This is a genomic window from Flavobacterium sp. PL02, assembly GCF_035013205.1.
Taxonomy (GTDB): domain Bacteria; phylum Bacteroidota; class Bacteroidia; order Flavobacteriales; family Flavobacteriaceae; genus Flavobacterium.
This window is the reverse complement of sequence record NZ_JAYGJP010000005.1, coordinates 26,679-53,096: the sequence shown is the minus strand read 5'-3', so window position 1 is coordinate 53,096 and position 26,418 is coordinate 26,679. Positions and strand designations below refer to the sequence as shown.

Annotated in this window: 18 protein-coding genes; 8 read left to right on the top strand and 10 right to left on the bottom strand. The window is 32.7% G+C overall.

What is annotated here, in order from left to right; translation table 11 throughout:
* Positions 1 to 24: 24 nt before the first annotated feature.
* The gene (locus tag SHI72_RS15305) at positions 25 to 1,443 is read right to left on the bottom strand and encodes a RagB/SusD family nutrient uptake outer membrane protein (protein ID WP_323490544.1); all 1,419 of its coding nucleotides are present in this window, start codon (positions 1,441 to 1,443) and stop codon (positions 25 to 27) included.
* Positions 1,444 to 1,453: 10 nt separating this feature from the next.
* Entirely contained in the window at positions 1,454 to 4,477 is a 3,024-nt protein-coding gene (locus SHI72_RS15300) for a SusC/RagA family TonB-linked outer membrane protein (protein ID WP_323490543.1), read from the bottom strand.
* A 508-nt stretch (positions 4,478 to 4,985) separates the two neighbouring features.
* Between SHI72_RS15300 and SHI72_RS15295 the strand changes: the two genes are divergently transcribed.
* The 8 genes from SHI72_RS15295 (at position 4,986) to SHI72_RS15260 (ending at position 10,871) form a co-directional block, all read left to right on the top strand.
* Positions 4,986 to 5,342 carry a helix-turn-helix transcriptional regulator gene (locus tag SHI72_RS15295; RefSeq protein ID WP_323490542.1) on the top strand — a complete coding sequence of 119 codons (357 nt, stop codon included), beginning with the start codon at positions 4,986 to 4,988 and terminating at the stop codon, positions 5,340 to 5,342.
* A gap of 215 nt (positions 5,343 to 5,557) precedes the next feature.
* Entirely contained in the window at positions 5,558 to 6,862 is a 1,305-nt protein-coding gene (locus SHI72_RS15290) for a DUF6602 domain-containing protein (RefSeq protein ID WP_323490541.1), read from the top strand.
* Positions 6,863 to 6,898: 36 nt separating this feature from the next.
* Positions 6,899 to 7,270, top strand: a complete 372-nt coding sequence (locus tag SHI72_RS15285) for a hypothetical protein (protein WP_323490540.1) — start codon at positions 6,899 to 6,901, stop codon at positions 7,268 to 7,270.
* 74 nt (positions 7,271 to 7,344) lie between these two features.
* Entirely contained in the window at positions 7,345 to 8,151 is an 807-nt protein-coding gene (locus tag SHI72_RS15280; RefSeq protein WP_323490539.1) for a pentapeptide repeat-containing protein, read from the top strand.
* Between the two features lie 4 nt (positions 8,152 to 8,155).
* Positions 8,156 to 8,788: a nucleotidyltransferase domain-containing protein gene (locus SHI72_RS15275; RefSeq protein WP_323490538.1), complete on the top strand. Its 633-nt coding sequence runs from the start codon at positions 8,156 to 8,158 to the stop codon at positions 8,786 to 8,788.
* On the top strand, positions 8,781 to 9,083 hold the full coding sequence (locus tag SHI72_RS15270) for a hypothetical protein (protein ID WP_323490537.1): 303 nt from the start codon (positions 8,781 to 8,783) through the stop codon (positions 9,081 to 9,083). Before SHI72_RS15275 ends, SHI72_RS15270 begins: the two co-directional genes overlap by 8 nt.
* Before the next feature lie 9 nt (positions 9,084 to 9,092).
* Positions 9,093 to 10,247 (top strand): hypothetical protein, encoded by a 1,155-nt coding sequence (locus SHI72_RS15265; protein ID WP_323490536.1) that lies wholly within the window; start codon positions 9,093 to 9,095, stop codon positions 10,245 to 10,247.
* 33 nt (positions 10,248 to 10,280) lie between these two features.
* Positions 10,281 to 10,871, top strand: a complete 591-nt coding sequence (locus SHI72_RS15260) for a hypothetical protein (RefSeq protein ID WP_323490535.1) — start codon at positions 10,281 to 10,283, stop codon at positions 10,869 to 10,871.
* An 85-nt stretch (positions 10,872 to 10,956) separates the two neighbouring features.
* Here SHI72_RS15260 and SHI72_RS15255 read toward each other — a convergent pair whose 3' ends face one another.
* The 8 genes from SHI72_RS15255 to SHI72_RS15220 form a co-directional block, all read right to left on the bottom strand.
* Entirely contained in the window at positions 10,957 to 11,130 is a 174-nt protein-coding gene (locus SHI72_RS15255) for a histone H1 (RefSeq protein WP_323490534.1), read from the bottom strand.
* Between the two features lie 192 nt (positions 11,131 to 11,322).
* Complete coding sequence (locus SHI72_RS15250; RefSeq protein WP_323490533.1) at positions 11,323 to 11,925, bottom strand: hypothetical protein; 603 nt, start codon at positions 11,923 to 11,925, stop codon at positions 11,323 to 11,325.
* A 175-nt stretch (positions 11,926 to 12,100) separates the two neighbouring features.
* On the bottom strand, positions 12,101 to 12,796 hold the full coding sequence (locus SHI72_RS15245) for a hypothetical protein (protein ID WP_323490532.1): 696 nt from the start codon (positions 12,794 to 12,796) through the stop codon (positions 12,101 to 12,103).
* Positions 12,797 to 13,060: 264 nt separating this feature from the next.
* Positions 13,061 to 13,492, bottom strand: a complete 432-nt coding sequence (locus tag SHI72_RS15240; RefSeq protein WP_323490531.1) for a hypothetical protein — start codon at positions 13,490 to 13,492, stop codon at positions 13,061 to 13,063.
* 14 nt (positions 13,493 to 13,506) lie between these two features.
* A complete protein-coding gene (locus SHI72_RS15235; protein ID WP_323490530.1) occupies positions 13,507 to 19,338 on the bottom strand; it encodes a DUF6443 domain-containing protein in 5,832 nt (1,943 codons plus the stop codon).
* Positions 19,339 to 19,348: 10 nt separating this feature from the next.
* Complete coding sequence (locus tag SHI72_RS15230) at positions 19,349 to 22,588, bottom strand: SpvB/TcaC N-terminal domain-containing protein (RefSeq protein ID WP_323490529.1); 3,240 nt, start codon at positions 22,586 to 22,588, stop codon at positions 19,349 to 19,351.
* A gap of 10 nt (positions 22,589 to 22,598) precedes the next feature.
* Positions 22,599 to 24,257 (bottom strand): T9SS type A sorting domain-containing protein, encoded by a 1,659-nt coding sequence (locus SHI72_RS15225; protein ID WP_323490528.1) that lies wholly within the window; start codon positions 24,255 to 24,257, stop codon positions 22,599 to 22,601.
* Between the two features lie 464 nt (positions 24,258 to 24,721).
* A complete protein-coding gene (locus SHI72_RS15220; protein ID WP_323490527.1) occupies positions 24,722 to 26,398 on the bottom strand; it encodes an AraC family transcriptional regulator in 1,677 nt (558 codons plus the stop codon).
* Positions 26,399 to 26,418: the final 20 nt, after the last annotated feature.

The following is a 26,418-nucleotide window of genomic DNA, read 5'->3' as shown; positions in this document are numbered from 1 at the left end:
ATATTAAATAGTCTCATAGTATGATTAATATCCTGTATTTTGGGGTAGTAGATTAGGGTTGATAAGTAATTCTGCTTGTGGTAACGGCAGTTGTCTTTCAAAAGAATTCCATCCCGGTTTCACTGAGATTAATGCAGCATCCAGACTATTGGTGCGTTTTAAGTCAAAAAAACGGTGTCCGAATTCTGTAAATAGTTCCACATTTCTTTCACGTAATATAGCATCGATTATTTCTTGCTGAGAAACGGCTTTCGTTTCACCAATTCCGCCTTTATTCCGGATACTATTTAAATCTTCTTTAGCACCAATAAGATCACCCTGTCTAGCACGAGCTTCAGCTCGTATGAGGTATTGCTCCTCAATTCGCAGAACAATTGAAAACTCTGTTGAGCTTCCAGTATTTTCATTCTGCTTATATTTAGAGGGATAAAACCATGTTTCATTACCATCTGTTATAGCAGTAGTCCATTGGGCTTTACGCTTATCACCCGCCTCAAATGACTCTATCAAATTTTGTGATAAGGCGGAATTAGGGGGTGGACCAGAATTAAAGATGAAAGTGGTGGCTTCAATTGTATTATTACCACTAGCCGATGATGAAAATTGCCATATTGTTGCTGGACTATCTTTAAGGAAGGACAGGTCCAAATTAGTTTGTAAAGAATAAATTGTATTATTTAATACAGCGGATGCTTCGTTTGCAGCTTCATCCCATAACCCCATATATAAATCAACACGACTAAGAAGCGCATGTGCAACAAACTTATTTGGACGTACACGCTCAGAACTATGATATTCTTCAGGTAATAGTTCAATAGCTGTAGTGAGGTCAGTTTTAATTTTAATATATACTTCATTTTCAGTTAAGCGATGAACCCCACTGTTTTCTGTATAATCGGTTGTAACTATGTAGGGAATATTTCCGTAAAGATTTACAAGATAAAAATGAAGTAATGCTCTAACAAAAAGAGCTTCACCTTTTAACCTGTTTTTATCTTCTGTTGATAAAGCAGTTGAATTATGTACACCTTCATACAAGGCGTTAGCATCATAAATTTGATTGTACGTAAAGTTCCACCAATCAGCAACGTTTCTGTTTGTTACAAGCAAGCTGTTTGTGTGAAAATTTTTGGAAGTAGCAGAAGCATTTCCATAAAAAGTTAGTTCATCAGTATAATTACCTAGCTGATGAGACATACCTTCCATTCCACCAGTTAAAAGCCCTGTATCACGCATTTTCGCATAAATGTTTGTCATTGCTGCGTCAGCAGTTGCTTTATCCTGAAATATATCTGAAGAATTTAGTTGAGATTTTGGCAATTCAATATCAACGAAATTATCACATCCCATACAAAATAGGACTAGTCCTGTAATCCATGTCAAAAGCATTTTCCTCTTAACCTGAGATAGTCCCATGATTGTTTTATTTTTTATATTTTTCATGATAATCCTTTTAGAATGTTAGTTGTAAACCAGTAGTAAATATTTTTAAGGGAGGAAGGTAACCTCCGGCTGTGAATTCAGGATCAGCACCTTTGAACTTTGTTATCGTTATTAGATTTTGCCCTTGTGCTGTAATAAGGCATCTTAAACCTCCTGTCCAACGCTTTGGTAATTCAAAAGAAAGTGCTATGTTTTTAAGCCTAATAAAAGAAGCATCGCTAACAATTGCATTGCTGTCAAGATATTGGTCGAAAGTACTAAGTGCTGCATCATTGTATCCTGCGGAAAACATCTGATGTATTGCAATATCTCCTTGCTGTTGCCAGTGATTAAGTACTTCTACACTTTGGTTTACAGGCATACCTGGCATACCAGACGCATATTCTTGATTTAGATTTTCCTGCTTTACAAATTGGAACAGGAAATCAAGTTGCACCTGTTTATAACGAAGTGAATTTTGAATACCTCCAAAGTATTTCGGATTGAAATTGCGGACAAGTTGCTTATCATCTGATGTTATGGCACCGTCTCCATTGAAATCTTTAAATTGATATAATCCCGTTTGAGAGTCGACTCCAGTAAACTGATATAGCTTTCTGATATTTGTTGATTCGCCGATAACGAATTGGTTACGATAGGTGGAACCAGCAAGACTGGGAAACGAAATAAGCTCATTTTTCGCAAGACTTATATTTAAAGATGTTGTCCATTCAAAACTATTATTGTTTATGTTTTCTGTTCGTAGCGTGAATTCGCATCCACGATTTTCTACTATAGCATTTAAATTGGCTTGCATGGAACTAAAACCAGTTGTACCGGGTAATGGAATACCTACTAATTGATTTGATGATCTATTACTATACCATGCGGCTGTAAAAAAAATACGGTCTTTTAGGAATCCTGTTTCAAGGGCTACTTCCAATTTTTTATTTGTTTCCCAGCCAAAATTGGGATTGTACAATCGTGTCGGAGCTAGTCCAGACACACCTTGATATGTTGTTGATGAGGTACCATAGGTGTTTAGGAATTGATAATCTCCAATCTGATCATTTCCGGTTGTACCGTAACTTGCCCGTAGTTTACCTAAACTCAATATTGTATTGTCTTCTAACCAAGCTTCTTTTGTAAATAGCCATGCTGCACCCAGTGCTCCGAAATTTGCGAATTGGTTCTCTACACTAAAACGACTGGAACCATCGCGACGACCAGTAAAATTTAAAATATAACGTTGTTTCCAATTTATGTTAATCCGACCAAAAAATGCCTGATACTTATAAACCGATTCGTCATTACCAAGAACTGTAATTCTTGCAGCAGAAGCTAAATTATAGATCAGACTATTATTTACAAATCCGCGACCACGAACAATTAAACTATTCCCCGTTTGTTGCTGAAAAGTTCCGCCAACCAATACGTCTACTTTGAGCTCCCCAAAACTATTATTCCAATGTAGCTGTGGTTCTATTATCCAAGACTGCCTGTTATTACGGTTTATGCCTATAGATGATGAAGCACTTGTTATGCCATAAGCCGGATTGTAAATTGTATTGGGGGAAGTTGTACTTTCCTCATGATTTAAATTGGTGAATCCCAAGCTTGTTTTTGCTTCAAGAGATGGGAGAATGCGGTAGGATAGCATTGTGTTTGCAATGAGGTCATATGTTTTAGCTAGAAATTCTCCCTCGAGGTTTGCTAATGGGTTATCAAATGTATTGTCTTCCCAGTTTAATTTTCCATTCTTATCATATAGTTCAGGAGCATTTGGCGCCAAAGATCTTGCTGCATAGGTCAGGTCTGTCCCTGGCTGATTGTTATCCTGTATTGTGAAACCTGTAGAAAAATTAACTCTAAATTTTTCGTTTTCGGACAAATGATTCAGATTGACATGAACATTCCCTTTTTGATACCTGAAATCACCGGGATATACCGTAGTTTCTTTATTATAACCCGCACTAATGAGAAATTGAGTTTTATCGCTTCCTCCTGAAACTGATGCTAATATATTTGTATAATTGGATGTTCCACCTAGTAATTTCTTTTGCCAATCGGTATATCTTGTTTGACTCCATTTGCCGTTAATGTCATATTCTCCTTCTGGATATTCTGTTATCCCATCATTGGAGAAAGCTTGACGACGCATGTTGAGGTATTGTTCCGTATTGAGAAGTTTGCTAAATCTCGTCACTTTACCAAGACCATAGGAATAGTTAGCAGAAAACTGGGTTTGTCCTCTTTTACCTTTTTTGGTTGTTATTAGTACCACGCCATTTGCCCCTCGTGAGCCGTAAATGGCTGTCGCATCAGCATCCTTTAATACTTCAATACTTTCAATCTGGTCAGGATTAATACTTGATAACGGATTCGTGCTAAACGGTAATATTTGAGATGTTTGCGCATTACCAATTGGGTCTGATGCATAGGGAACACCGTCAATAATGTATAATGGTCTATTAGCATCGGTTCTCAGGCTATTTTGTCCTCTTATCTGGATTTCAAATCCTCCTCCAGGTGTTCCCGTAGTCTGGGTAATATTAACCCCAGCCATTCTTCCTTGCATCGTAGCAAGTACATTTGTAACAGGCTGTTTTTCGATGTCTTTTGATGTTATTCGCGCAATACTTCCGGTACGCTCGCTATCTTTTACAGAGTAGTATCCTGCATTGATTGTAACTTCCTGAAGATTGGTTGCGTCTATCTTCATTTCCAGATTTATAATAGATTGTGAACCGATAGGGATTTCCACCGTTTTATACCCGATATAAGAAAATACCAATATATCTGTATTGAAAGCATTGATAGTATATTTACCGCTAAGATCAGTAACGGCTGATATTATAGATCCTTTTATTCCTACTGTAACACCTGGCATAGTACCGACACCATCAGTGATTGTACCACTAATTTGCAACTGCTGTTGTGTAGGGGAATATTTTGTTATGGGTTTAGCAAAGGTATCAGGGCAAGTTAGATAGATCGCTGAAATAAACGCGTACCACAGAACCTCCCACCCCTTGCAAAATGAAATATTTTTCATAATTTTGGATAAGATTAATAAACACAAGTTTTTTAATTATGACTCTCTACTCTTGTTGCAAACTGGTGAGTAGAGGGTCTTTTTTTATGGCGTTTCGATTTAATATTTTATTAAATCTTTAGATCCATTCCTTTTTAATCGCCTGCAACTGTACAGTTACTAACTCAAAAATTGAAAAAGACAGCGCAGGCATCAAAAAAACAAAGCAAGAATTTTATATCATAAGCACACAAGTTTAGTATTGGTTAAACAATAACTAATTGCGAGACCATGAAATTAAGGAAGTAATACGCGATGAATCAAAGCTGAGAAGAATCTATAAAAATATAGAGGCGTGGGGTGTTCTCAGCTTACTATGCATTAAAGGTACTGGAATGACCCGCGCGCAAATAAGTGAGCCCACGCCAATATAAATATGGCGTGAACATTCACACTTATCGTCTTGCGCGCTCAAAAATTTCCAGTTTTTTAATGCAAGATTCAAAGCGAATGCTTCAAATTTTTCTAAATGAAGTATCGCAAATTTAACAATTCTATTCAAAAGTATAGAAAAAATTTATGTAATGCAAATGCATTACGTGAAAATCATCAAAAAAAAGAAACTTGCTGTATGGGTAAATTAAGAGCAGAAGACATAATATTGCGAGATCAGATTAAATTAAGGCTTAAAGAGTTACGGGAAAAAGCCAGTCAAAATAAATCTGACCTATCAAAAGATGTTGAGATAGATAGACAAAATTTTCAAGCATGGGAGAAACTCGATATTGACAGAGGTATGAGTATTTATTCTATTAGTAGAGTCTGCAAAGTCCTTGGAATTACTCTTAAAGACTTTTTTGATAGTAAGATATTTAATGAAAAATAGAAAGATGCTTATGCATCTTTTTTTGTTTTAAGAATATCACATAGCAGTAAAAAACAGGTGTTTTTACCTACTAATTACTCTTTTAGTTTTACATATATTTATAAAACCAATATTTAATCTTAGTAAATCTTCCGGATTTAAATTCAGCATAATAATAACATTCTTTCGCAATAGTATGTTAATGATATTTTACAAAATTTATTAATAAATGCATTATGATACATTCCATAGCCGACCTTTTAAAAGAATTTGTCGCTGCAGAAGTTGAAATTCTTAATAGTTATGATATGAAACATCCAACCACTATTGGAACGATGTTCGAAGGATTAACCCAAGAAATATTCGAAAAAACTATTTTTAAAGGCTTAGATCTAAAAATTATCAAGAATAGTTTTATTGTAGGTTGTGATACTGAATTTGATGTTATGCTTGTAGAGGGATCCGGAGAGAAAATACCTAAAACTGATCGTTATAAATACACCCCCGAAAAAGTAATTGCCATTGTACAAAGTAAAAAAAATTTATACACTAAAGATTTAAAAGGAAGCAATGAAAATTTAAAATTTCTCGTGGATTATTATGAAAATATTAAAGTTGTGGAACCATATATAGAAAGATTATTTAGAGATAGTTTTCGTACGACATGTAGAAAAGATATTACTGCTAAGAATCTTGGAGAACTAACTTTAGAAGAAGAGTATATATATCATACTTTGAGAATTGAAGCATTACTACCAGTAAGAATCGTTTGGGGCTATAATGGATTTAAAAGTGAATTTAATTTTAGAGAGTCATTTGTGGATTATATAAATGAAAATTTAACCACTGATTTCAATAATAAAATCGGCTACTTTGGTCCACATAATTTCCCAAATATGATAATCTGTAATAATTTATCAATTATCAAAGCAAATGGGATGCCAGTCATTTCACCAATGCTAAAAGATAAATATTGGCCTTTTTTAATAACCTCATCATATAATCCAACATATTTCTTTTTGGAGCTTATATGGACTAGGCTTTCATACAAATATGAATTACCTATGGAAATTTTCGGTGAAGATTTAGATATGGAGCCAGCTAATCGATTTTTGGATTGTCGTCTTAAAAAAATAGACCAACATATCGGTTGGGAATTCAATTACTTTGAAATTAGTAATACCACATTAAAGTCAAATACAGAAATTAACAAATGGCAACCTATAGAATTAGACATTATCCAATTTGAAATAATCACTCAACTTTGTGTAAAATCGGAAATCGATATTGAAACTTGCAAAAAAGATATTGAAGAAAATGTTTTAAAAGAGGGATATGAATCAGTAGAAGTTTTTTTTGACAAGTTAATAGATACTGGATTAATTGTAATTGAAAACAAAAAAATTAAGCTTTTGACTCAGGAATGTCAATGCGCTATCACATCAGATGGTCGATTAGTTGCAGGTGAGAATAACAGTGGAAGATTTTCAAATTGGTTCAACAACCAATTACAAAATACAAATACTTCTACTCTTTCTTAAATGAACAACTAAAAATACTACTGTAAACCTAAAAATATGTTTGAAAAGGGAGATATACTAGAAGCTACATATCGCGAATTAATAAAAGGAAAGCATTATATAGTATACTATAAAGGTTTTTCGCAAGATGATTTTATTGGAGGAATGATAACTCATTCTGACGTAAATGGAAATTTTAAAATGGATGCCAACCATTTTGAAATTCACAATGCTAATGGACACTTATACAAGGTTACATATGATAATTCATATTTAGTACAAGCAAAACTCATAAAACCTAGAGACTGGGGTCCGTTTATGAAGGTTGGAGAATTGTCATTGGCAGGAATAATTTTTTTTGAAAATAGTATAGGAGAATTGCAATCTGAAACTTTTGCAAACTACTACAGAAAACAAATGAATAAATAGAAAAGTTATCATTTAGTAACAGCTATATACTTATACATAGTGTAAACTATTACTTTTTAAATTACAGCATATTAATGACAGAAAATAACAGAGAAAAAATAGAAGATAAAATTATTGATGGTAATTTAGAAAACATTAAATTCCGCAATAAACTTTTTGTTAGAGTGGGATCAAAAGATAGATATTTTAAAAATGTTGACTTCAGTCATACATATTTCGAACATTGCTACTTTAGAAAATGCACCTTTGACAATTGCAATTTCAATGGCTGCAAATTTATAAATAGTAATTTTGTTGGAAGTTCTTTTCCTGGAAGTCAATTCGAATATGCCACATTTGATAAGACTATTGTCGACAATGATATTCTCTATAATAACAGCCCTAGTAGTGATAATCTAACTTTAAAATTTGCTAGAACTTTAAGAGTAAATTATCAAGCTTTGGGAGATGCTGAATCGGCTAATAAAGCAATTAGAATAGAATTGCGAGCAACTAAAGAACATTTATACGATGCATGGAAATCTAATAAAGCCTACTATAGACAAAAATATTCAGGTTGGAAAAGAATCGGAATGTTTTTTAGTTGGTTCTATTTTAAAATTCAAGAATTTATATGGGGTAATGGTGAAATACCTTGGTATTTGTTAAGGACTGGTTTACTTATCTGGCTAGGTATGACAGCAATTGATGGAATTGTTTTTAAAGATACACTTAATATCAAAGATTATTGGGTTTCTTTTATAGAGATGCCTGCTATCTTTTTTGGTATAGAAAAGCCTAAAGATTATTCTAATTTATATCTTTCATCAATTACTCTTTATCGATTAATTGGTTTTGCGCTATTTATGTCAATTATCTTAAAAAGATTTAATCGCAGGTAATAATATGCATTTATACATTTTTGGTTCATTTTGTAGAGGAGAAATTGATCAATATTCAGATATTGACTTACTAATTATCAAGACTAAAAATGAGAAGACTACTGCCTACGACTTAAATAAATACTCTATATATAATCAAGATAGAATTCAAGATTTATGGAAAGAAGGAAATCCATTTGCATGGCATCTATATAAAGAATCAAATTTAGTTTCTTCGGATGATGATACTGATTTTTTAAAACAATTAGATGAGCCTAATATTTACAGTAATATGGAAAATGATTTAAAGAAATTTTATAAACTTTTTAAAGATTCTTGTGATTCAGTTGCGAAATCAAAAGATTCTATCGATTTTGATTATTCAATGATCTTTTTAGCAATTAGAAATTTTGCTTCGTGCTATTCATTAGGACATTTAAAAGAATACAATTTTTCTAGAAATTCCTCACTTAAGTTAAATGATGATTCTTTGATAATATCTGACAACTGCTATTCAATACTTGAAAAATCAAGAATATTATCGACACGCGGTATTGGAAATAATCTTATTGAAGAAGAATACCAACTAGTTTTAAGTGAACTAAATATAGTTGAAAATTGGTTTAATAAATTAATAAGAAAAACAATAAATGAGTGATTTTTTAAACAGAATTGATATTCAAAGAAGAGCAATAAAAATTGTTAATAGTAATAATAGTTTCAGGTTTCATCTTGCAGGTTTATCTATTAATGCCGTCGAAAAATGGAGAGAACAAAATGACATTTCAATTGAACATGATATTATGAAAATGCTTTTAAAAATCTCTTCTAAAATATTTTTCTTATCAAATAAAAGTCAAGAACAAATAACGGAAGACTATAAAATATTGAGTACAGAAGTTGATAATTACTTATGTCAGCTAGAAGGTCTAAGCAAAAATTTCAATGTATAGAAGAATTATATGCAATCAACAGATTCTGAAAAAATAGTTTCGAAAATAAATTCAAGTGTATTTTTTAAAGAATTTACTTTTAGTAAAAATGACTTTAAAGAACTTGATACCAATCAGCAGTTAGAGTTTGCTGACAATGTTGTTTGGCTAGATGATTTATTCTTTATATTCCAGATCAAAGAAAGAGAAAATGGAGCTTTGAGTGACGAAAAGTGGTTTGAGAGCAAAATAAGAAACAAAGCTGTAAAACAGATAAAATCGACTTTGAAGTATATTTCAAAGTACACTGAAATTTTTATTGAAAATGAGAAAGGACATAAGCTTGATGTTACGAAAGCAAAAGCAAATACTAATGTCAAAAAAATAATCATTTATTCTACAAATGAGGATTTTCCCGAAAAGTTGAGGAACCAAAAATTTTATGAAAGCACTGACGTAGGATTAATACATCAATTTCATTCTGAAGATTATTATTGGATTTGTAAGTATCTTATAACACCTACAGAAATAAATGAATATTTAAATTTTAGAGAAGATCTTTTCTTATCTGATAAGATAAGAAGTGATGCTTTAGCAGAGCAATACTTCTTATCTCATTTTTTGGAAACTCCATATGCTGATCATTTTAATTCGGAATATCTTAATAACCTCAAAAATGAAAATATAAAAACAGAAGAATTTGATGTTTCATTTATTATAAATAATTTCAATAAAAATATTAAGCTAATAAATCATCAGACTGAATATTATCCGATTATTCAGGAAATAGCGAAACTAAATAGAACAGAACTCATCGAATTTAAGAAGCGTGTTATACGAATTATGGAAAAAACTGAAAGTATAGACTTAGTGACTCCGTATAGAATTTATACACCTAGAACTGATTGCGGATTTGTTTTTATTCCGGTGCATTCCAGTCGATCTCAACATTGGAAAAATACACTTTTGAATTACACTATGGCACATAAATATGATAGCAAAGCAACAAAATGTATTGGTTTAATTGTTTATAAAGACAAAGAACAGTCAGATAATTTTGAATTCTTTTGGCAATTTATTGAGGAAAAATGGGTCTATAATGAAGAATTAGATATTCTAATTGCTAAGGATAATCCGTTTAGAAAAATAAAAACAAAGAGGGTCAATAATAGGTATAATATGTAAAGTCCATAATCTTAATATAAAAAATGAAAAAGTATGATCAATCTAAATTTGAATGGAATTAGTAATACATTAAATGAGAATAATTTTCTAAATGTTTCGGTTAATTTAAACAGGAAGAAAGAAAAGGAAACAATAGAACAAGCGATTCCAACTGTAACTGAAATCCCAACATTTAAAGATCGGAAAACTACATTAGGAAGTTCAAAGATTGAATTGATAGATAAAATCAAAGATGATATAATTGTTTACTTGTTTATACAAAAAAACAAAGAACATAGCGCTTGGAATTTGATTGCCCCTGTAATAGTAGAAAGAGGAAGTGGAAAAACGTATCAATATCACTATAATTACTTTGCACTTGAAGGCACAGGTGGTGGCTTATCAAATACATCTTCCATTCTTTACTACTTAAAAAAACATGCGGAAAAAGGTTTCCAAGTTTTAATTGCACCGAAAATTACAGATAACTTATTGATGAATGCTTTTGAATATGCTGACAGTGGCATTAAGCTAAGTGATTTATTGGAAGACTCCATTGATTTACATAACTATAGAAAAGATTCTTTTGAATGGATATACAAACAGTATCAAGAATTGATTACAAAACATAGATTAGAAGACTAACAATGAACTTTTAATTAAATATAATATTATAGATTATAAAAAACATACCTCGTTTAAGCATATTAAACGAGGTATATTTTTACAATTATTTCTTAGACTCTATAGAAACCTTTCTAAATTCTTTCAATAGCTTCTCCAACTCTAAAGTTGATTTACGAGCTCTTGCACCAGCAGCTTTAACACCTTTCTCGATTAGAGAGTCAGATTCTGTTTTAAATGTTTCAAATTCTGTATTGATTTTTTTGAATAAATCTTTCATGATTGTATTTTTTTTTAAATTAGGGAGGTAAAAATAGGAGTTTACATACCATAAAACAAAGATCCACTTAAATTACTTGAACATAAAATTAGCATCTATTATTCTGTCTTGATTTTTTTTTTAGCTAAAATATTCAAAATTAGAGTCATATTTAAAAATACCCGACCAATAGGATACTTTACCGTTTTTTATTTAATAAAAATCTAATTCAGCTGAGTTATCGTAATTAACTAACATATTAGTGATATTACAATCTAATAAAAAATCTATTAGCCTTTCTGAATAGAAAGGCTTCACAGACGCTTGAATATTAATAACATCTCTTCCTAAATATTCTTTGGATATAGATATTTTCTCAAATCTTCCTAAAGGATTCGTTTGTTTGAATTCTCTATACTCTTGAAGAGTATTAATAACATGATACTTTACATTATTATGTCGTTTATTTCCAGTTATTATAGTTGACTTTTCATAATTTATGTCATCAAGAACAATCGTCTCACCAAACAGCAAATAGTATTTTTCTAATACACCTTCTATGCCTACTTCAAAAGTTGTATAGTTACCTATATTGAATGCTTTTAGAATATCAATATATTTTTCGCTATACACTTCATTCAGAAAAGAAATATCTGGAGTATAGCCCATAATGTCTGTAACAATTGCTTTTCTAAGTAATTTAGCTGGAATTGAAGGGACTTTAAAAGATTCTACTTCATCTTGTCTTTTCCAAAAATTACTATTTGCATAATCAAAAAAATCTAAAAAAATTTTAAACTCATCATTTTTCAACATTAAAGGTATGTCAATTTCTATTTGATATATTCCATCTTTTACACCAACTATTTTGGGTTCTGCTGTTATTCCTATTTTGATAATATCTCATTTGTTTTTTGTGCTGATTCAAGTACTTCATCTACATACCTTATAATCAATCAGTTAACATCATTAGCGAGTTTTAGTTTTTTACTTAATAAAAATCTAATTCTATGGAATTATTATAATTTATTTGTAATCCCGTTATACCACAGTCTAATAAAAAATCTATTAATTTTTCAGAATAAAAAGGCTTACCTGATGCTTGAATCTTGACAACGTCCTTACCAAGAGATTCTTTAGGAATAGAGATCCTTTCAAAATCATAAATTGGTTTTTGCTTTATAAATTCTTTAAACTCTTCATAACTATTAATGTTGTGATATTGAACGTTATAATTACGAGGTTTAAATCCAGTATACAATATCGATTTTTCAAAATTAATTTGATCAAGACAAACTGTTTCGATAAACAACATGTAATATTTTTCTATTACGCTATCTATAGCTATTTCAAAAGTAGTATAACTACCAATATTAAATGCTTTTAAAATATTGATATATTTTTCACTGTATACTCCATTCAAAAAAGAAATATTCTCAGTATAACCCATAATGTCAGTTACTTTTGCTTTTTTAAGCAATTTTGCTTCGATTACAGGTATTTTTAAATTTTTAATTTCATTTTGTCTTTTCCAAAAATCAGCATTTTTAGTGCTGAAAAAAGATAAAAATTCTTTAAAGGCAATATCTTCTTGCATTGACTTTTTTGCTATCTCGATTTGATGAATACCGTTGGTAACTCCAATTACTTTTGGCTCAGCAGATACATCGACCTGATAATACTTCATTGTTTAATTTTGATTTATGGTCTAAAATATTCCTTAAATTTTTGCATTGCCTCTAAAGCATCATCAATCATTCCTCACAAATACCCCTGTAATTCTTCTATTAAATCTTGAGTAATAATAAAAATAGTTGATTTTCTACCAATTTTATGTGAAATAATTATACACCAACACATCTGATACATTACCAAAACAAAAGCCATTCGTTATGGAATGGCTTTCTTATAGACTTTTTTTTTACACTGATTACTAATCAGCTTATCTGCTCTATAATAATTTTTGCTCCACAAAGAATGATTTTAAATCTGACTTAAATCTTTCTTTGTCAAAGTTTATTATTTTTTTGGGCAATTTATCGAGATTGAAGAAAGAATTCAAAATTTCATCCGCTAGTATTTTTTTACTTTCGTCATCATCTGCTAAAATAAACTCATTTAATCTATCGTTCTTTAAAAAGAATTCATAATATAGAGTTTTGTCAAAATCTTTATATTTTAGTTTCTTAAGTTTATACCAATCGTCATAACCTTCAAAATTATCACCTTCCGTATAAACCATTAATATTCCAATTTCCAGCTTATTTATAAGGTTATATTCAAAATGAAAACCTGATAATATATCATTAAAAGTTGTTATAAATAATGATTTATTAAATGCTTTTTCATCATTGACTATTGGTACTGAAATTTCAAGTTTCATATTTTTAATTTTGTTTATCTAAATATTTTGTTTCCCGCGGGTAATTGCCCATTTGCAAAAAAATAATTGTAAATTTTTGATTTTTCAGCTATTTTAATCGATATCTGACTACCCCGAAATTCATCAACCTGCCTAACTTGCATTCCATTTTTAAAAGTTTCAGAATATCTCGAATTTGGGTTAATTGTTTCTCCATATTTCCAAACAGCTCCAGCTTCTAAATACCTATACCCAGTTGGTATTTTTGAACCAAAAGAATAAATAGGATAGTCTCCTGAAACGGTAGCTCTTAGTGAATATTGCACTCCATTCGGCCCCTTAAGCCTGTCCATAATACCTACTATTTCTTCACTAGCTTTTTTAGTAATTTCAGGGGCATAATATATTACCATGCAAAGTGTAGCTACTCCCATAATAATTTCGCCCGCAGGTGTTGGTTCACCAATCGCTATCGCCCAACCTCCTGCTAATGAAGAAGTTATACTTTCTCCTTTTCCATTTACTACAACTTCATTTAATTCTTCCGCTGGCCTATCAACTCCATTAGGTAAACCGTCAGCACCATTATACTGTGCATTTCCTGTGTCTGTACCTGCTCCTTTTTTAGATGGGTCAATGTCGTTATTACCACCATTATTAACCCATTGAACAAAACTTTTATTACTAGCATTTAATTCCGCTTCAGTTTGGTCATTTTTTCTTCCATTATGTCCTTGTGCTTCCATTCCATCAGGGTCGATAAAAAACACTGGATTATTAAGAGCATAGGCAAATGGACTAAATCTTCTACTCGTTTCTGCCAGCGGGTCAATGTTCATCCAACGTCCAATTGCAGGGTCATAATTTCTAAACCCATAATCGTACATCCCAAACCCCAGTTCGTCTTGGAACTCTTTTCCGTTGTACTTAATTTTGAAATTTGGCTGATTATTATCCGTATTATATCCTTGATGTTTTAAACCAAAAGGATAGTAATTATTCTCTTCAAGAATCTCAAGAACTTTTGCAGCATTCTTTTTATAGCTCACACGAACATTTCCTAAATGGTCCGTATAATTAAATACATAATTATAACTGTTTGTTCCATTTACAAACGTATTATTTACATACCCTTCTGCCGTCGGGAAAAATTGCAACGTAGGTGTAGATGGGACTTCTTGATTTATTGATTGCCCTCTTAACGCACTATTCCTATTGTTTTCTATGGGCGGAGGATCTGTACCATCAATAGGAGGATCTTTAGGACCTTGTGGATCTTCTGGTACAGGAAGATCTCCACCATCTTGATTTTCTCTATAGTTGTACTGAAACCCTCCCAAGTAATTGGTGTAGGTTGTAGTCGTTCCCTCCGTAACAATTTTCTCTAACTTTTGTCCTGCTGCGTTGTAAATATAAGCAATTGAATTTCCAGTTCCAAAAGTTATTTGAGTTGGCAAATTAAGATGATTATAGTGTATTTCGGTAATGTTTTTGTTTTCATCTGTAATCAAATTACCGTTAGCATCATAGCTATAATCGTCTGAATTGTCATCATAACCATTACTATCATCCTTAAATCCTTGCGGAGAATTAGATGTATCGCTTACTTTCATCAACTGGTTTGAGTTGTCAGTATAAAAATACCCTAAGTTATCCATGTCTCCGGCATAAGGGTTGCTTGATACTCCAGCCATGAATTTACGCTGTAGTCGAATAATATTTCCGTTTTTATCATAATCCAGATTCTCTCCAAAATAATTCTTGTTATCTGTTAGATTTGGAGTTTGATAGGTAGCATCCTTTAAGCGATTTAGTTGGTCGTATTTATACCCATACCCTCGTGTAACACCTGTAATATCATTTCCTGTTATCCAAGAAGTTTCTGCAATATTACCGTTATATAGTTTTTGGGCAGCTCCTGCATCCCAATCAACTTTATTATAATTTATCTTAAAGGCAAATAAATCTTTTGGATCTGTATCTTGTTGTAGATTATCTGTTTTATTTATTCCGGTTAACCACCCTCTTATGTTATAACTATAGTTAACTTTTTGGAGTGGATTTCCAGTACTTTCACCTACCTTTTTAGCGTTGAGCTGGCCTAAATCATCATAAATATTCTCGGCTAGGAGTTGTACGGCACCTCCATTAATTTGATGGGTATGAGTGAGCAGGCGATCTTGTGCTGAATAAGTGAATTCTTCTCTTATTGTAAGCTCTACGTCTCCTGTCGTACGCTTGTGCTTAGTTATAGTATATTCTGGTTTTCCTGCAAAATCGAGTTTATTATCTGTACTCGTATTTCCTCCTAGATAGTTTTGGGAATAACTACGTATTGCTCTGGCTTTATCGTCATAAAAAAGACTTGTAGTTTCTCCCGAAATTACAAAAGCTGATGAGAGTACTCTTACCCAACTACCTGTTGCTAAACCTTTGGTATTAGCCAAAACATCTTGTCCTTCAATACTTGTAGCTACAGTCGAAACATTAGGATACTCATAATTATCATAATAGTTTACTGTAAGTAACTTAAAACTAGTTGGCTCAATAAGATTACTATAATTGACAGCAACTCCATCGATCGTACCCGAAGTTTGTTTCGTTTCGAATAAAGCAGTGGCTGCAGTGACTGCATTTTGGGCATCCTGCATGGTTTTTCTACTTGATGTATTCGAGGTAGAATTTAACCAACCAGTATAGACAGGTCTGCTAAAAGCATCATATTTGGTAATTAACCAACCTATTGTTTTTTCTCCTTTAAAAGGAGAATTCGCTGGTCCTATAGCCACAGGACGACCAAGTCTATCATATACAATAAACTCCCATTGCTTTCCTGGTAATTTTTTCTCAGCCAAACGGTTGCGATAATCGTATTTGTACTGGTAACATAACCCATTTAAAACTTCGTCACTAATAGCTCCATCAGCTTTTGGAGGAATTACATAGGTTAGATTCCCGTAATCGTCATAAACATAATAGGTATCGTGCTTTTGTTGCGATTCGTAGGTTCTTTTTAAAATTACCTTGCCTTCTTTATCTTTAAATTCTACTGTACTTCCCGAAGTTTCAGAAGGATTAGAAGAAGAATTCTCATCATAAGTTACCGTTTTGAATAACTCATTAGCCTCATAATATCCATTATCCGATAAAACAATATCAAATATTCCTTCCGAAGCATTCCAACTTGTAGCTGCTTTAAAAGATTTTACTTCACTACCTGAATTCGTTTGGTAATCCAGTTTAATTTCATGTCCTCCACCCATAGCCCAGTCTGTTCCTGGAGCAGCTTGTTTTAATACTCTGCTAAGAGGAGACGATTCTAATTCCTTTTCAGAAAAAGGATTAGCTGTATTTTCATATTTTTCTGTACTATAAAAATTAATAGTATTTACATCCGCATTTGCTTCATAAGCCATATTTACTGATGTTGCGGCATAAGGCAAGTATTCCTGCGTTTGTCGTCCAAAATCATCATAACCGATATGTGTTATAATGTCTTTACCCGAATTGGATTGCTGATTAGCAATTTGTTGTATGGGTCTGCCTAATCCATCAAAATAAGTAATACTAGTTTGGGCTTGATTTGGTGATGGATTCGCTAAAACAGTTTTAACTGGTTCTTTGTAATTAGTTGTTATGACATAATTATGGTCTGATGAAGGATTTTTAATACTAGAACAATCTGAATCTGACCCATAAAGCAATGGGCAATTATCAGAGTAATTATCTACATAATTCCCAGCCGGTTTGGTGCATTGTTGCACAAAATTAGAAGGATCTCCCAAACCATCACCTTCATTATCTGCATACCATTTTGTATTGGGATTTATCAGTGTAGCTCTATCATCGCAATCTGAAGCATTGGCAACATAACCTGTGGGTTGAATACTGTAATACAAACTAACATTTGGATTCCCATAGGTATCTTTGTCAAAATCTTCGTAAAATGTTTGCGGAGGAATATTAGTGATAAATTCTGTCCTATCATCATAGTCAGAATTATTGTTTACATATCCAGTCGGTTGAAGACTACGATATACACTTACATTAGGATTCCCAAAGGTATCTTTGTCAAAATCCTCATAAAATGTTTGCGGCGGAATATTAGTGATAAATTCTGTCCTATCATCATAGTCAGAATTATTGTTTACATACCCTACAGGCTGAATACTGTAATACAGGCTTACATTTGCATTCCCAAAAGTATCTTTATCAAAATCTTCATAAAAAGTTTGTGGAGCTATATTAATAATATTTCCTGTCCTATCATCATAGTCAGAATTATTGCTTACGTATCCTACAGGCTGAATACTGTAATACAGGCTTACATTTGGATTCCCAAAAGTATCTGTATCAAAATCTTCATAAAAAGTTTGTGGAGGAATATTAGTAATATTGCCTGTCCTATCATCATAGTCAGAATTATTGGTTACATACCCAACAGGTTGAAGACTACAGCTAATACTCACACTCGGATTTCCAAAAGTATCTTTATCGAAATCTTCATAAAAAGTTTGCGGAGGAATATTAGTGATACATCCTGACTCATCATCGTAATCACTGGCATTATCTACATAACCATACGGTGGGATACATTTCTCTAGCGTAGTTGTACTTCGTCCAAAACCATCCCCATCTTTATCATAGTACCAAGTTCTAGCATATTTATATGCCGGATTGCCATCAGCACAATCGTCTGAATTTTGAACGTACCTGTCTGGTTTTGTACAACTTTGGATAAATACAGAAGCATCACCAGCACCGTCTCCATCATTATCATAATACCAAATAGTATCAGGATTTACGAATTTATTCCCATCGTCACAATCTCCAAACTTATCAGCATACCCTTCAGGTTTTGTACAATTCAATACAAAATTAGCAGCCACGCCAAAACCATCACCATCACCATCAAGATACCATCTTGTATATTTATCTATTTCTGGATTGTTATCATCACAGTCGCCTGCTCTCCTTACATAATTTTTAGGTGCAGCACATCCTCTAAATGTTATATTATCGTTTCCACTACCATCGTCATCGTTATCATAGTACCAAACGGTATCTGGGTTTAAATCTGTAGCGGCATCATTACAATCATTTGCATTATCTACATAATCTGTAGGTTGCGTACAGCTTGCTACCGTTACTGCCCGATTTCCAAAACCATCATGATCTCCATCAAAATACCAAACCGTCTTAGGATTTATTAGTATGGCTCTATCATTGCAATCCTGATTATTGGTTACGTAACCTTCAGGCATTACACTGCAGTATATTGTCTCTATCGCACTACCATAAGTATCCGTATCGAAATCTCTGTAAAAAGTCTGTGGTGTAATATTGGTAATCGCTCCATTACCATCATCAAGATCCCATGGATTTGCTACATAGTCTGTAGGTTGTAAACAACTTGTTGTAGTAATTGATCGGTTACCAAAACTATCGTGATCACCATCAAAATACCAAACTGTATCTGGATTTACTAATTTTTCTCTATCATTACAATCTTGATTATTAGTCACATATCCTGGTGGTTTTAATGTATAAAACACACTGGAATTGGGATTCCCGTAAGTATCGCCATCTATGTCCTCATAAAAATATTGGGTAGGAGGTCTATTGGTAATAAAACGATTGTTATCATCTAAATCATTACCCTGAGATACATATCCCTCTATTGCTTCTGAACTCATAATAGATTTAGTAGGATCTCCAAATCCGTCTCCATCTCCGTCTCTATACATTTTAACAGGGCGGTCTCCTCCTCCTCCTCCGCCAGGAGGAGCAGCTTTAAGACTTGTATCCTGTCCATATCCTAATGAAACGATTAATAGTAGTAAGAAACTGTATATATATTTTTTCATCGTTCTCATACTAGTTTTTATAATGATATTGGTTTTCTGATAATATATTGCCCTGACTGTCTTTTACTACTTTTAAACGATTAAACTCGTCATATTCATAATAGGTAGTTAAACCTTTGGGGTCTGTTACAGTACTTACGCCTATTAATGGTTTATAGGTATAGGTTGTAATCATTGCATTGGGTAAGTTATTCCTAAATGTATTTTCGTTTGTTGCGTATGCTACACTTGCCTGATCGTAAGTTGCATTTTCAACCTTGGCAATAGGTTTTGTTTTATTATATCCCCAAATGATTGCCACTGGTGTACCACTCTCTAAAGTATATTGGAGTATATTCCCGACATCATCATATTTATCGTAAGTAATTTTTTTCTCTAATGAATTTGCTGTAGAAAGGGAATTAGGAAATTTGGCAGCATAGATAAATTTTGGTAACAACAAATTACCCGTTGTGGCATCCTTTGCATATTCTGTTTTTTGCTCGGATTGTTTTGTACCCCCTCTAAAAGTTTCTGTTTTCAATGGAGTATCAATTCTATTAGTTGTGATCATCTCTGAAACAAAAGGTTCTGCAGTCATATCCTGAGGATAATAATATTTGGTTTGCAAAGTTTCTTTCAATGAGGATTTGGTACTTTGTGAAGTCAGCTGAAGATGAGTAGGATTGTTATATCCATAATTTGTTGTAGTTTCTATTGGATTTAATCCTTTAAGATCGTATTTTTTAGATATGGACGATTCCATATAAAACCAGTATGCTATTGTTTTATATTCTGCTATACTCAAATTATCAACAGATCTAACATCGGCGCAGAGTTCTTCAAAATCTTTTCTAACCGTATACCCCTTTATCTCCTTGTTATAAGAAGGATCTAACTTGTACATATTTTCATTCTCGGCTACAACTACAAACGGAGCACCTTCAATTTTTTTCTGAAATACCTTTGATTTTCTTTCCAAACCGTTATCCCATCCAGTATTAGTAAGCGGAGCGCTTTTAAGTTCACCTCCTAAAATAGGATTACTAAAATAGTCTCTATGAATAATAAATTCTTTCATTTCTCCACCATTTTCAAAAGCATCACCGCCTTCACTAACCGTAACATACTTATAAAAACAATTGCTGCTACCAGTATCAAATAAAGAAATTATACTACTAGAACTAATTGTAAGATTACTATTATCCACATAATAACATCCTCCATCGATTTCATCTGTTTTTGGACACAATCTTCTTTGAGTAGATATATCCGCATAAAAAGGAGTTTTCCCTTTATCTCCCGAAGAATGATTAATATCATTCATATTAGCATAGTAATAGCGCTTGTAATTGGCTTTAGCCGATGATTCTGCGAAATCTTTAGTGGCTTTGATTCGTACACCCCCTGTTTCTATATTTGTAGATATCGTTACTGAGGCAGTAGCATAATAGTTAATATCTGCCCTTGCTGAAGCCCCGTTTCCATTTTTAGAAAGAAGAAGCGTATATGTTTTTCCTGCTTTTGCATCAAAATAAAAAACATTATCAACAATAGCATTATCTCTGCCAGTCAAAAAAGCAAAACCACCTCCATGATAGATATTACCACGGTCATTCTTTTCATAAAATCCAAGACAATTTTCTGAAGAATCTACGCAGATTATTCCCATTGAGGCACTATAATGTCCTGTATTTCCAGGGTCATTTCCATCCTGTCCAGGTGCTGGACCATTACCTGAATAAACAACACTACCATAAATCTCAATTGTTTGATCAATAGGTGAAGTGATATTTATAGTTTTTGCTTCATTGTTTGTTTCTTCTTTTGTTTTTCTTAAGGTTAGTGTAGTTTTTTTGGGGTAAGTTGTTTTCTCTCCCCAATAAGTATTACTCTCATAATCAAATTCCGTATATCCTTTGGTTGGATAAATAATTTTATTCAGCAGTCCTATTTTAGCAAGATTCCCATTTGGTTCTTTATCGGCTCCATCGTACTCTATATTGTCTAAACCTATATCAAAATCTTTTATGTTTTTAGGAACTAAATTAATATTATCCTTACCATTATAATACCCCCAGTGGTCCTGACTTGTTGAGAGTCTTCTAGGGAAACCAGTCTGATTTATATACTCAAAGGCATATTTCTTACTTGGATCGTTAAACGTGATATTTTGCAAAAAAACACGTTCGTTGGGCGTTTTTAAATAATTGAAGTTTATTTTTTCAATCACAAGCCCATCGGCATTGTATTGGGTGATGGTTTCGATTTTACTATTTCCATCCACTTCCTCATTGGTTCCAGAAGCTGTATAAGCAAAAGTTACGTACCCGTCATTACTATTATTACTACTTATTTTGTTTATTCGTTTCCCAATAACCTTCATATTATACGATACAATACCACTAAGAGCTGGATCACTAGTGTATGGAGCACTAACATCACAGCCTCTTTGCATTTTTGGATATGACATAGTGAGCGTTTGAGAATTTGAAGCCGTATAATTCATATTTGCTCCGTCATAAGTAAGATAAATCTCTGATCCGTTTGGGTGTACCATCTTACTTAAATACCATGCCGTTACACTGCCACTTATTATCGAATGTCCCTCTCCCTGACTTCTAAAAGAAGTTATTTCTTTTTCGGTAAAATAATATTTAACACCATTGGTGGTGGTCAATAAAAAATCGGCATTATTAGTGATTCTTTCTATTTTAATTTTTTGATTATTTATTAAAACCGGTATGTTGTTTTTATCATATATAAATTTTCCTGAGTTGCCATTAAAATTAAAAGAATATATATCTCTTTCTGAATCAGCATTGCCTTGCGCAGCTGCTTTATAAAACGCTACTCTTTCAGCATTGGTAGCATTAGGCATATCATCTGGTGGGTAAATCATTGTTTGTAAATCATCGGATTTATCTCTTACGGTTCGGGTAATAACGCCTCCAAAATTGAGGTTCCAACCCAATCCCACATTCGAAGCAACTTCATCTACCTTAATTCCGTTAGAGCCATAAAAAAGTGACATAGGAGATTCTAAATCTTTTGTTTTAAAACTTATCAATGGAACTGATATGTTTGCCGCCCCAGTAAACATTCCAACAGGAACGTTACCGTATTTACCTAATTCCCCGGCTACAGGTGATGGTGGTGTTATATTAGGCATGAATTTACTATTATCCTGTGCAACTGCTTGTAAGAATGTGAAAATGAACAACAGAAAAAATGCGTAATTAATTCTCTTGTTGGTATGTATTGTATTCATTATGACTTTTTTAATTTTTTCCTCTTCTTATTACTTTCACGCCATCACTCTGTACATTTGTTTTTATGTTTATCACATAAATACCTTCGGCATAACGGCTTAAATCTACAGGAACAGTGCGTTCTGTAATACTAAATTGTTGTAGGATCCGTCCTGCCACATCTACAACTGTTGCAGTACCCGTTTCATACTCATATCCTACAATGATATTGGTAAATGTTACAACTGGATTAGGAATGGCTTCTACACTTGTTTTTACTTTTTCGAGTTTGGTTTTGTCTTTTAGCTTGACTACCCAAAAATCATTATCACCTATGCTTCCGTTTTTATCCTTAGAGGCACTGGAATTTGAGGTTCCTGCCATAAGATACCCGCCATCTCTGGTTTCTACAAGCTTGCGAAGGATATCCTCTCCTGCACTTCCAACTGTTTTCTTCCAGAGTTCTTCGCCTTTATCATCTATTTTTAAAGCGATATAATCATTAATTCCCTCTTTGTCCTTATCTATCAAACCAGTTACTTTCCCAACAATACCTTCTTTAGGAGCTTTTTTTTCGCTTTGGGCATAACCTCCAATCAGGTAGGTCTTATCTTTATTTTCTACTAATGAGGTTAAGATATCTACTTTGCCAAAATCATAGGTTTTACTCCAGATTACTTCTCCTTTTTCCTCTAGTCTTAATACCCAATAATCGGTACCGTTACCTACTGTACCGCCTAAAGTAGTAAGGGGTTGGGTACTATTAGAGTTTCCTCCTGCTATATAACCTCCATCATGTGTTTGGTGTATTACATACAACTGATCATCACCATTACTACCATACGTATTTTGCCATTCTATCCCACCTACATCGTTAATTTTTATAATCCAATAATCTCCTATTCCCTTATTAGGTACAGTTTTGTCTCCTGATTGTGGCGAATTAGAATAGCCTCCTAAAATGTATCCTCCGTCTTGGGTTTGTTCCATGCTTCTTAATAAATCTGCGTACTGACCGCCATAGGTTTTTTGCCATTCTACAACTCCTGCTTTATCTAATTTCACAATCCAATAATCCATGTTTCCACGGCTTTTTTCAGATTTAGCGTAGATATCAGTTTTGGTATCCAGAGGTAAAGATTTTGATGTACTTATTAATGCCGGACTCGAACTTGATGATCCTCCAAGCATATACCCGCCGTCTTTTGTTTGAAAGGCACATAAAAGTTCATTCTGTCCGCTACCACCAATTGTTCGCTGCCACAGCTCTTCGCCTTTGGCATCGAGCTTTATTACCCAAAAATCAGTAATTCCTTTGCAAGGATCTTTCTTTTGGAAATCATTTGGGGAGCTAGAAGTTCCTGCAAGGATAAAACCGCCATCTCTTGTGTTTTTTATGCTTTGTAGTAAATCAAAACCGCTTCCTCCAATGCTTTTTTGCCAATCGAGGTCGCCTTTTTCATCCATTTTCCAAATCCAATAATCTAAATCACCATGATTATTATCGGTTTTGTTTCCAGTTTTATCAGACAAAGAGCTGCCTGCCAGTATAAAACCATAATCGGCTGTGGGTTGTGCATCGAAAAGATAATCGGCATGTTTGCCTCCATACGATTTTTCCCAAAGGATATCTTGGGACTGCATAAATAATGGACAAATAAATAAAAGTAGTAAGTAGTTTTTTCTCATATATTTAGGATAGCATTTTAAGAAGATATATTATGTTTTGCTTCGTAATGAAGTTAAATAGATATAATTTGTGCAATGATAGACTCTCTTTGCTCCATATACAATACCAACTTTTAGTGATTTTAAAAGTAAAATTATCGACTAAATGCACAAATTATCGCTTAAGTGTAAAAGATATAGGACTGTATTATTATTGATGGAGTTTATTCGCCAGTACCTTAGTGATATAGCAAATCAGATGATCTAATCAACCTAATGTAAAAGGTAGGAAATAAGACGCTTTAGGTAGGCAAAATTTACCTTATCAAATAAAAAGATAGCCCATTATCTTTGTATAGAAGTGTGAATTAGTGTAGAATTTGCGAAAGATTATCAAACAGTCTTTCAACTATTTAAATAAGAATGTGCCAAATGGGAAATGGAAAAAGAGAAGAATCACACCTGAGAAAGCCATGGAAATGTTACTATGATTGCTCTTTTTTTATTTCTTCAATAAAGTAAGCTGTTGGCATTCCTGTTCTGGCAAAAAACGCATTTGCAAAACGTTGTGTACTGCTAAATCCTACTTCTTCTGCTAGCGCTTTATTTGTGTATTTTCTTAGCTGTTTATTTACCTTAAGTTGACTAATTAAATAATCAACCTTAAGGTCATTAATATATTCTACAAATTTTTTACCTCTGTAGTGTTGTATTATTTTTGAGAGATACTTGGCGTTAGAATCAAAAGCAACAGCAAGTTTTATTGATGTTAAATCTTTTTCAAGAAATTTCTTTTCACTTTCAAATTTTTCTAATTGATTAAGAACTGAATTGACCGTTTCCTGATTTATATCCAGTATATTAGGTTGTATACTTTTGGTTAAAGTTTTGCTCGTTTCATTTTTCCCCATTAGTTCATCAAACTTTCGCTTATAAACCCGCTTATTTCTGTTATATCGATATACCAGAAATAATAGTAATGAAAATAAAACAACAATTACACTTGTTAGAATAACATCGTTGTGCTTTCTAATCTCAAGAGAAGTTTCAATTTGTTTTTTTTCTGCTAACAATTGTTTTGTATCATATTCTTTATGGATTCTTCCTGATAAATATCTATATCTTTTATTTAAAATACTGTCAGCCTTAATCAATTTCCTTATATAATGCAATTGTAATTTGAGGTCGTTTTTAGATTTATAATGATCAATGAGAATCTCAAAACTCTGTCTTAAGTCTGGTCGGATATATCCTTTCTTTTCAAATATATTATCTACTCTTTTAAAATACGACAATGCTAAGTTTAGCTTCTTGAGATCCCAATAACTTTTGCCAATATAGAAATATCCGACAGCTTCATTTCCAAAATCTTTATTTTCTACCAATGTTGGAAGGGTATAAGTTATCTTTTTAATAGATGCTGCCAAATTGTTTTTAAAATATTCATTGACACCTTCTGAATGAATAAAATAATCCTTCATTTCTTCGTTTTTAAGTCGCTTTCCTTCTTGTAGCCCCAGATTATTAGTTTCAGTACATAAGCCATAATTGCCTATTTTATTATAACATAACCCTAGAGAATGAATTGAGTTCAGATAGGCTCGGTCGTTTTCTTTGTCTGTTTTAAAGTAGCCAATACATTCCTTAAACAATGCTATTGCTTCATTATAAAATCCGAGATAGTATTTTATACCGGCAATGTTGTATTTAACTTTAAAAATTAGATACTGATCGTTGGTTTGGGATATAAAATTATTAGCAGCTAAATAATTATCTAATGCTCTTCTGTGCTTCTTCTGTCCATAATAGACAATTCCTTTCGATAAATATGCAGATCCTATTAATGCATTGTCTTTTGATTTTATCGCCGTAGAGATCATACTATCAGCATACACAAGTTTCAAATTGTCGGGTAGATAAAGTAGATAGTTTCTATATCCATCTACTATTTCTTTAGAATTTTTCTCTGACTTAGCTTTGTGTAGATATGATTTGAGATATATGGACTGCTTAGTACTATCTTCAGTTAGATTTTCTATTCGTTCGTACAGATAATCAAAATTCTTATTGCGAAGCGTATCAGGAAAGCTGAACCCAGTTTTCTGTGCGCAAATCGGTTCTCCCAGGCAAAGGGATAGTATAAGGAAGATTACTTTAATCATTAGTTCAATTAAAATTGAGG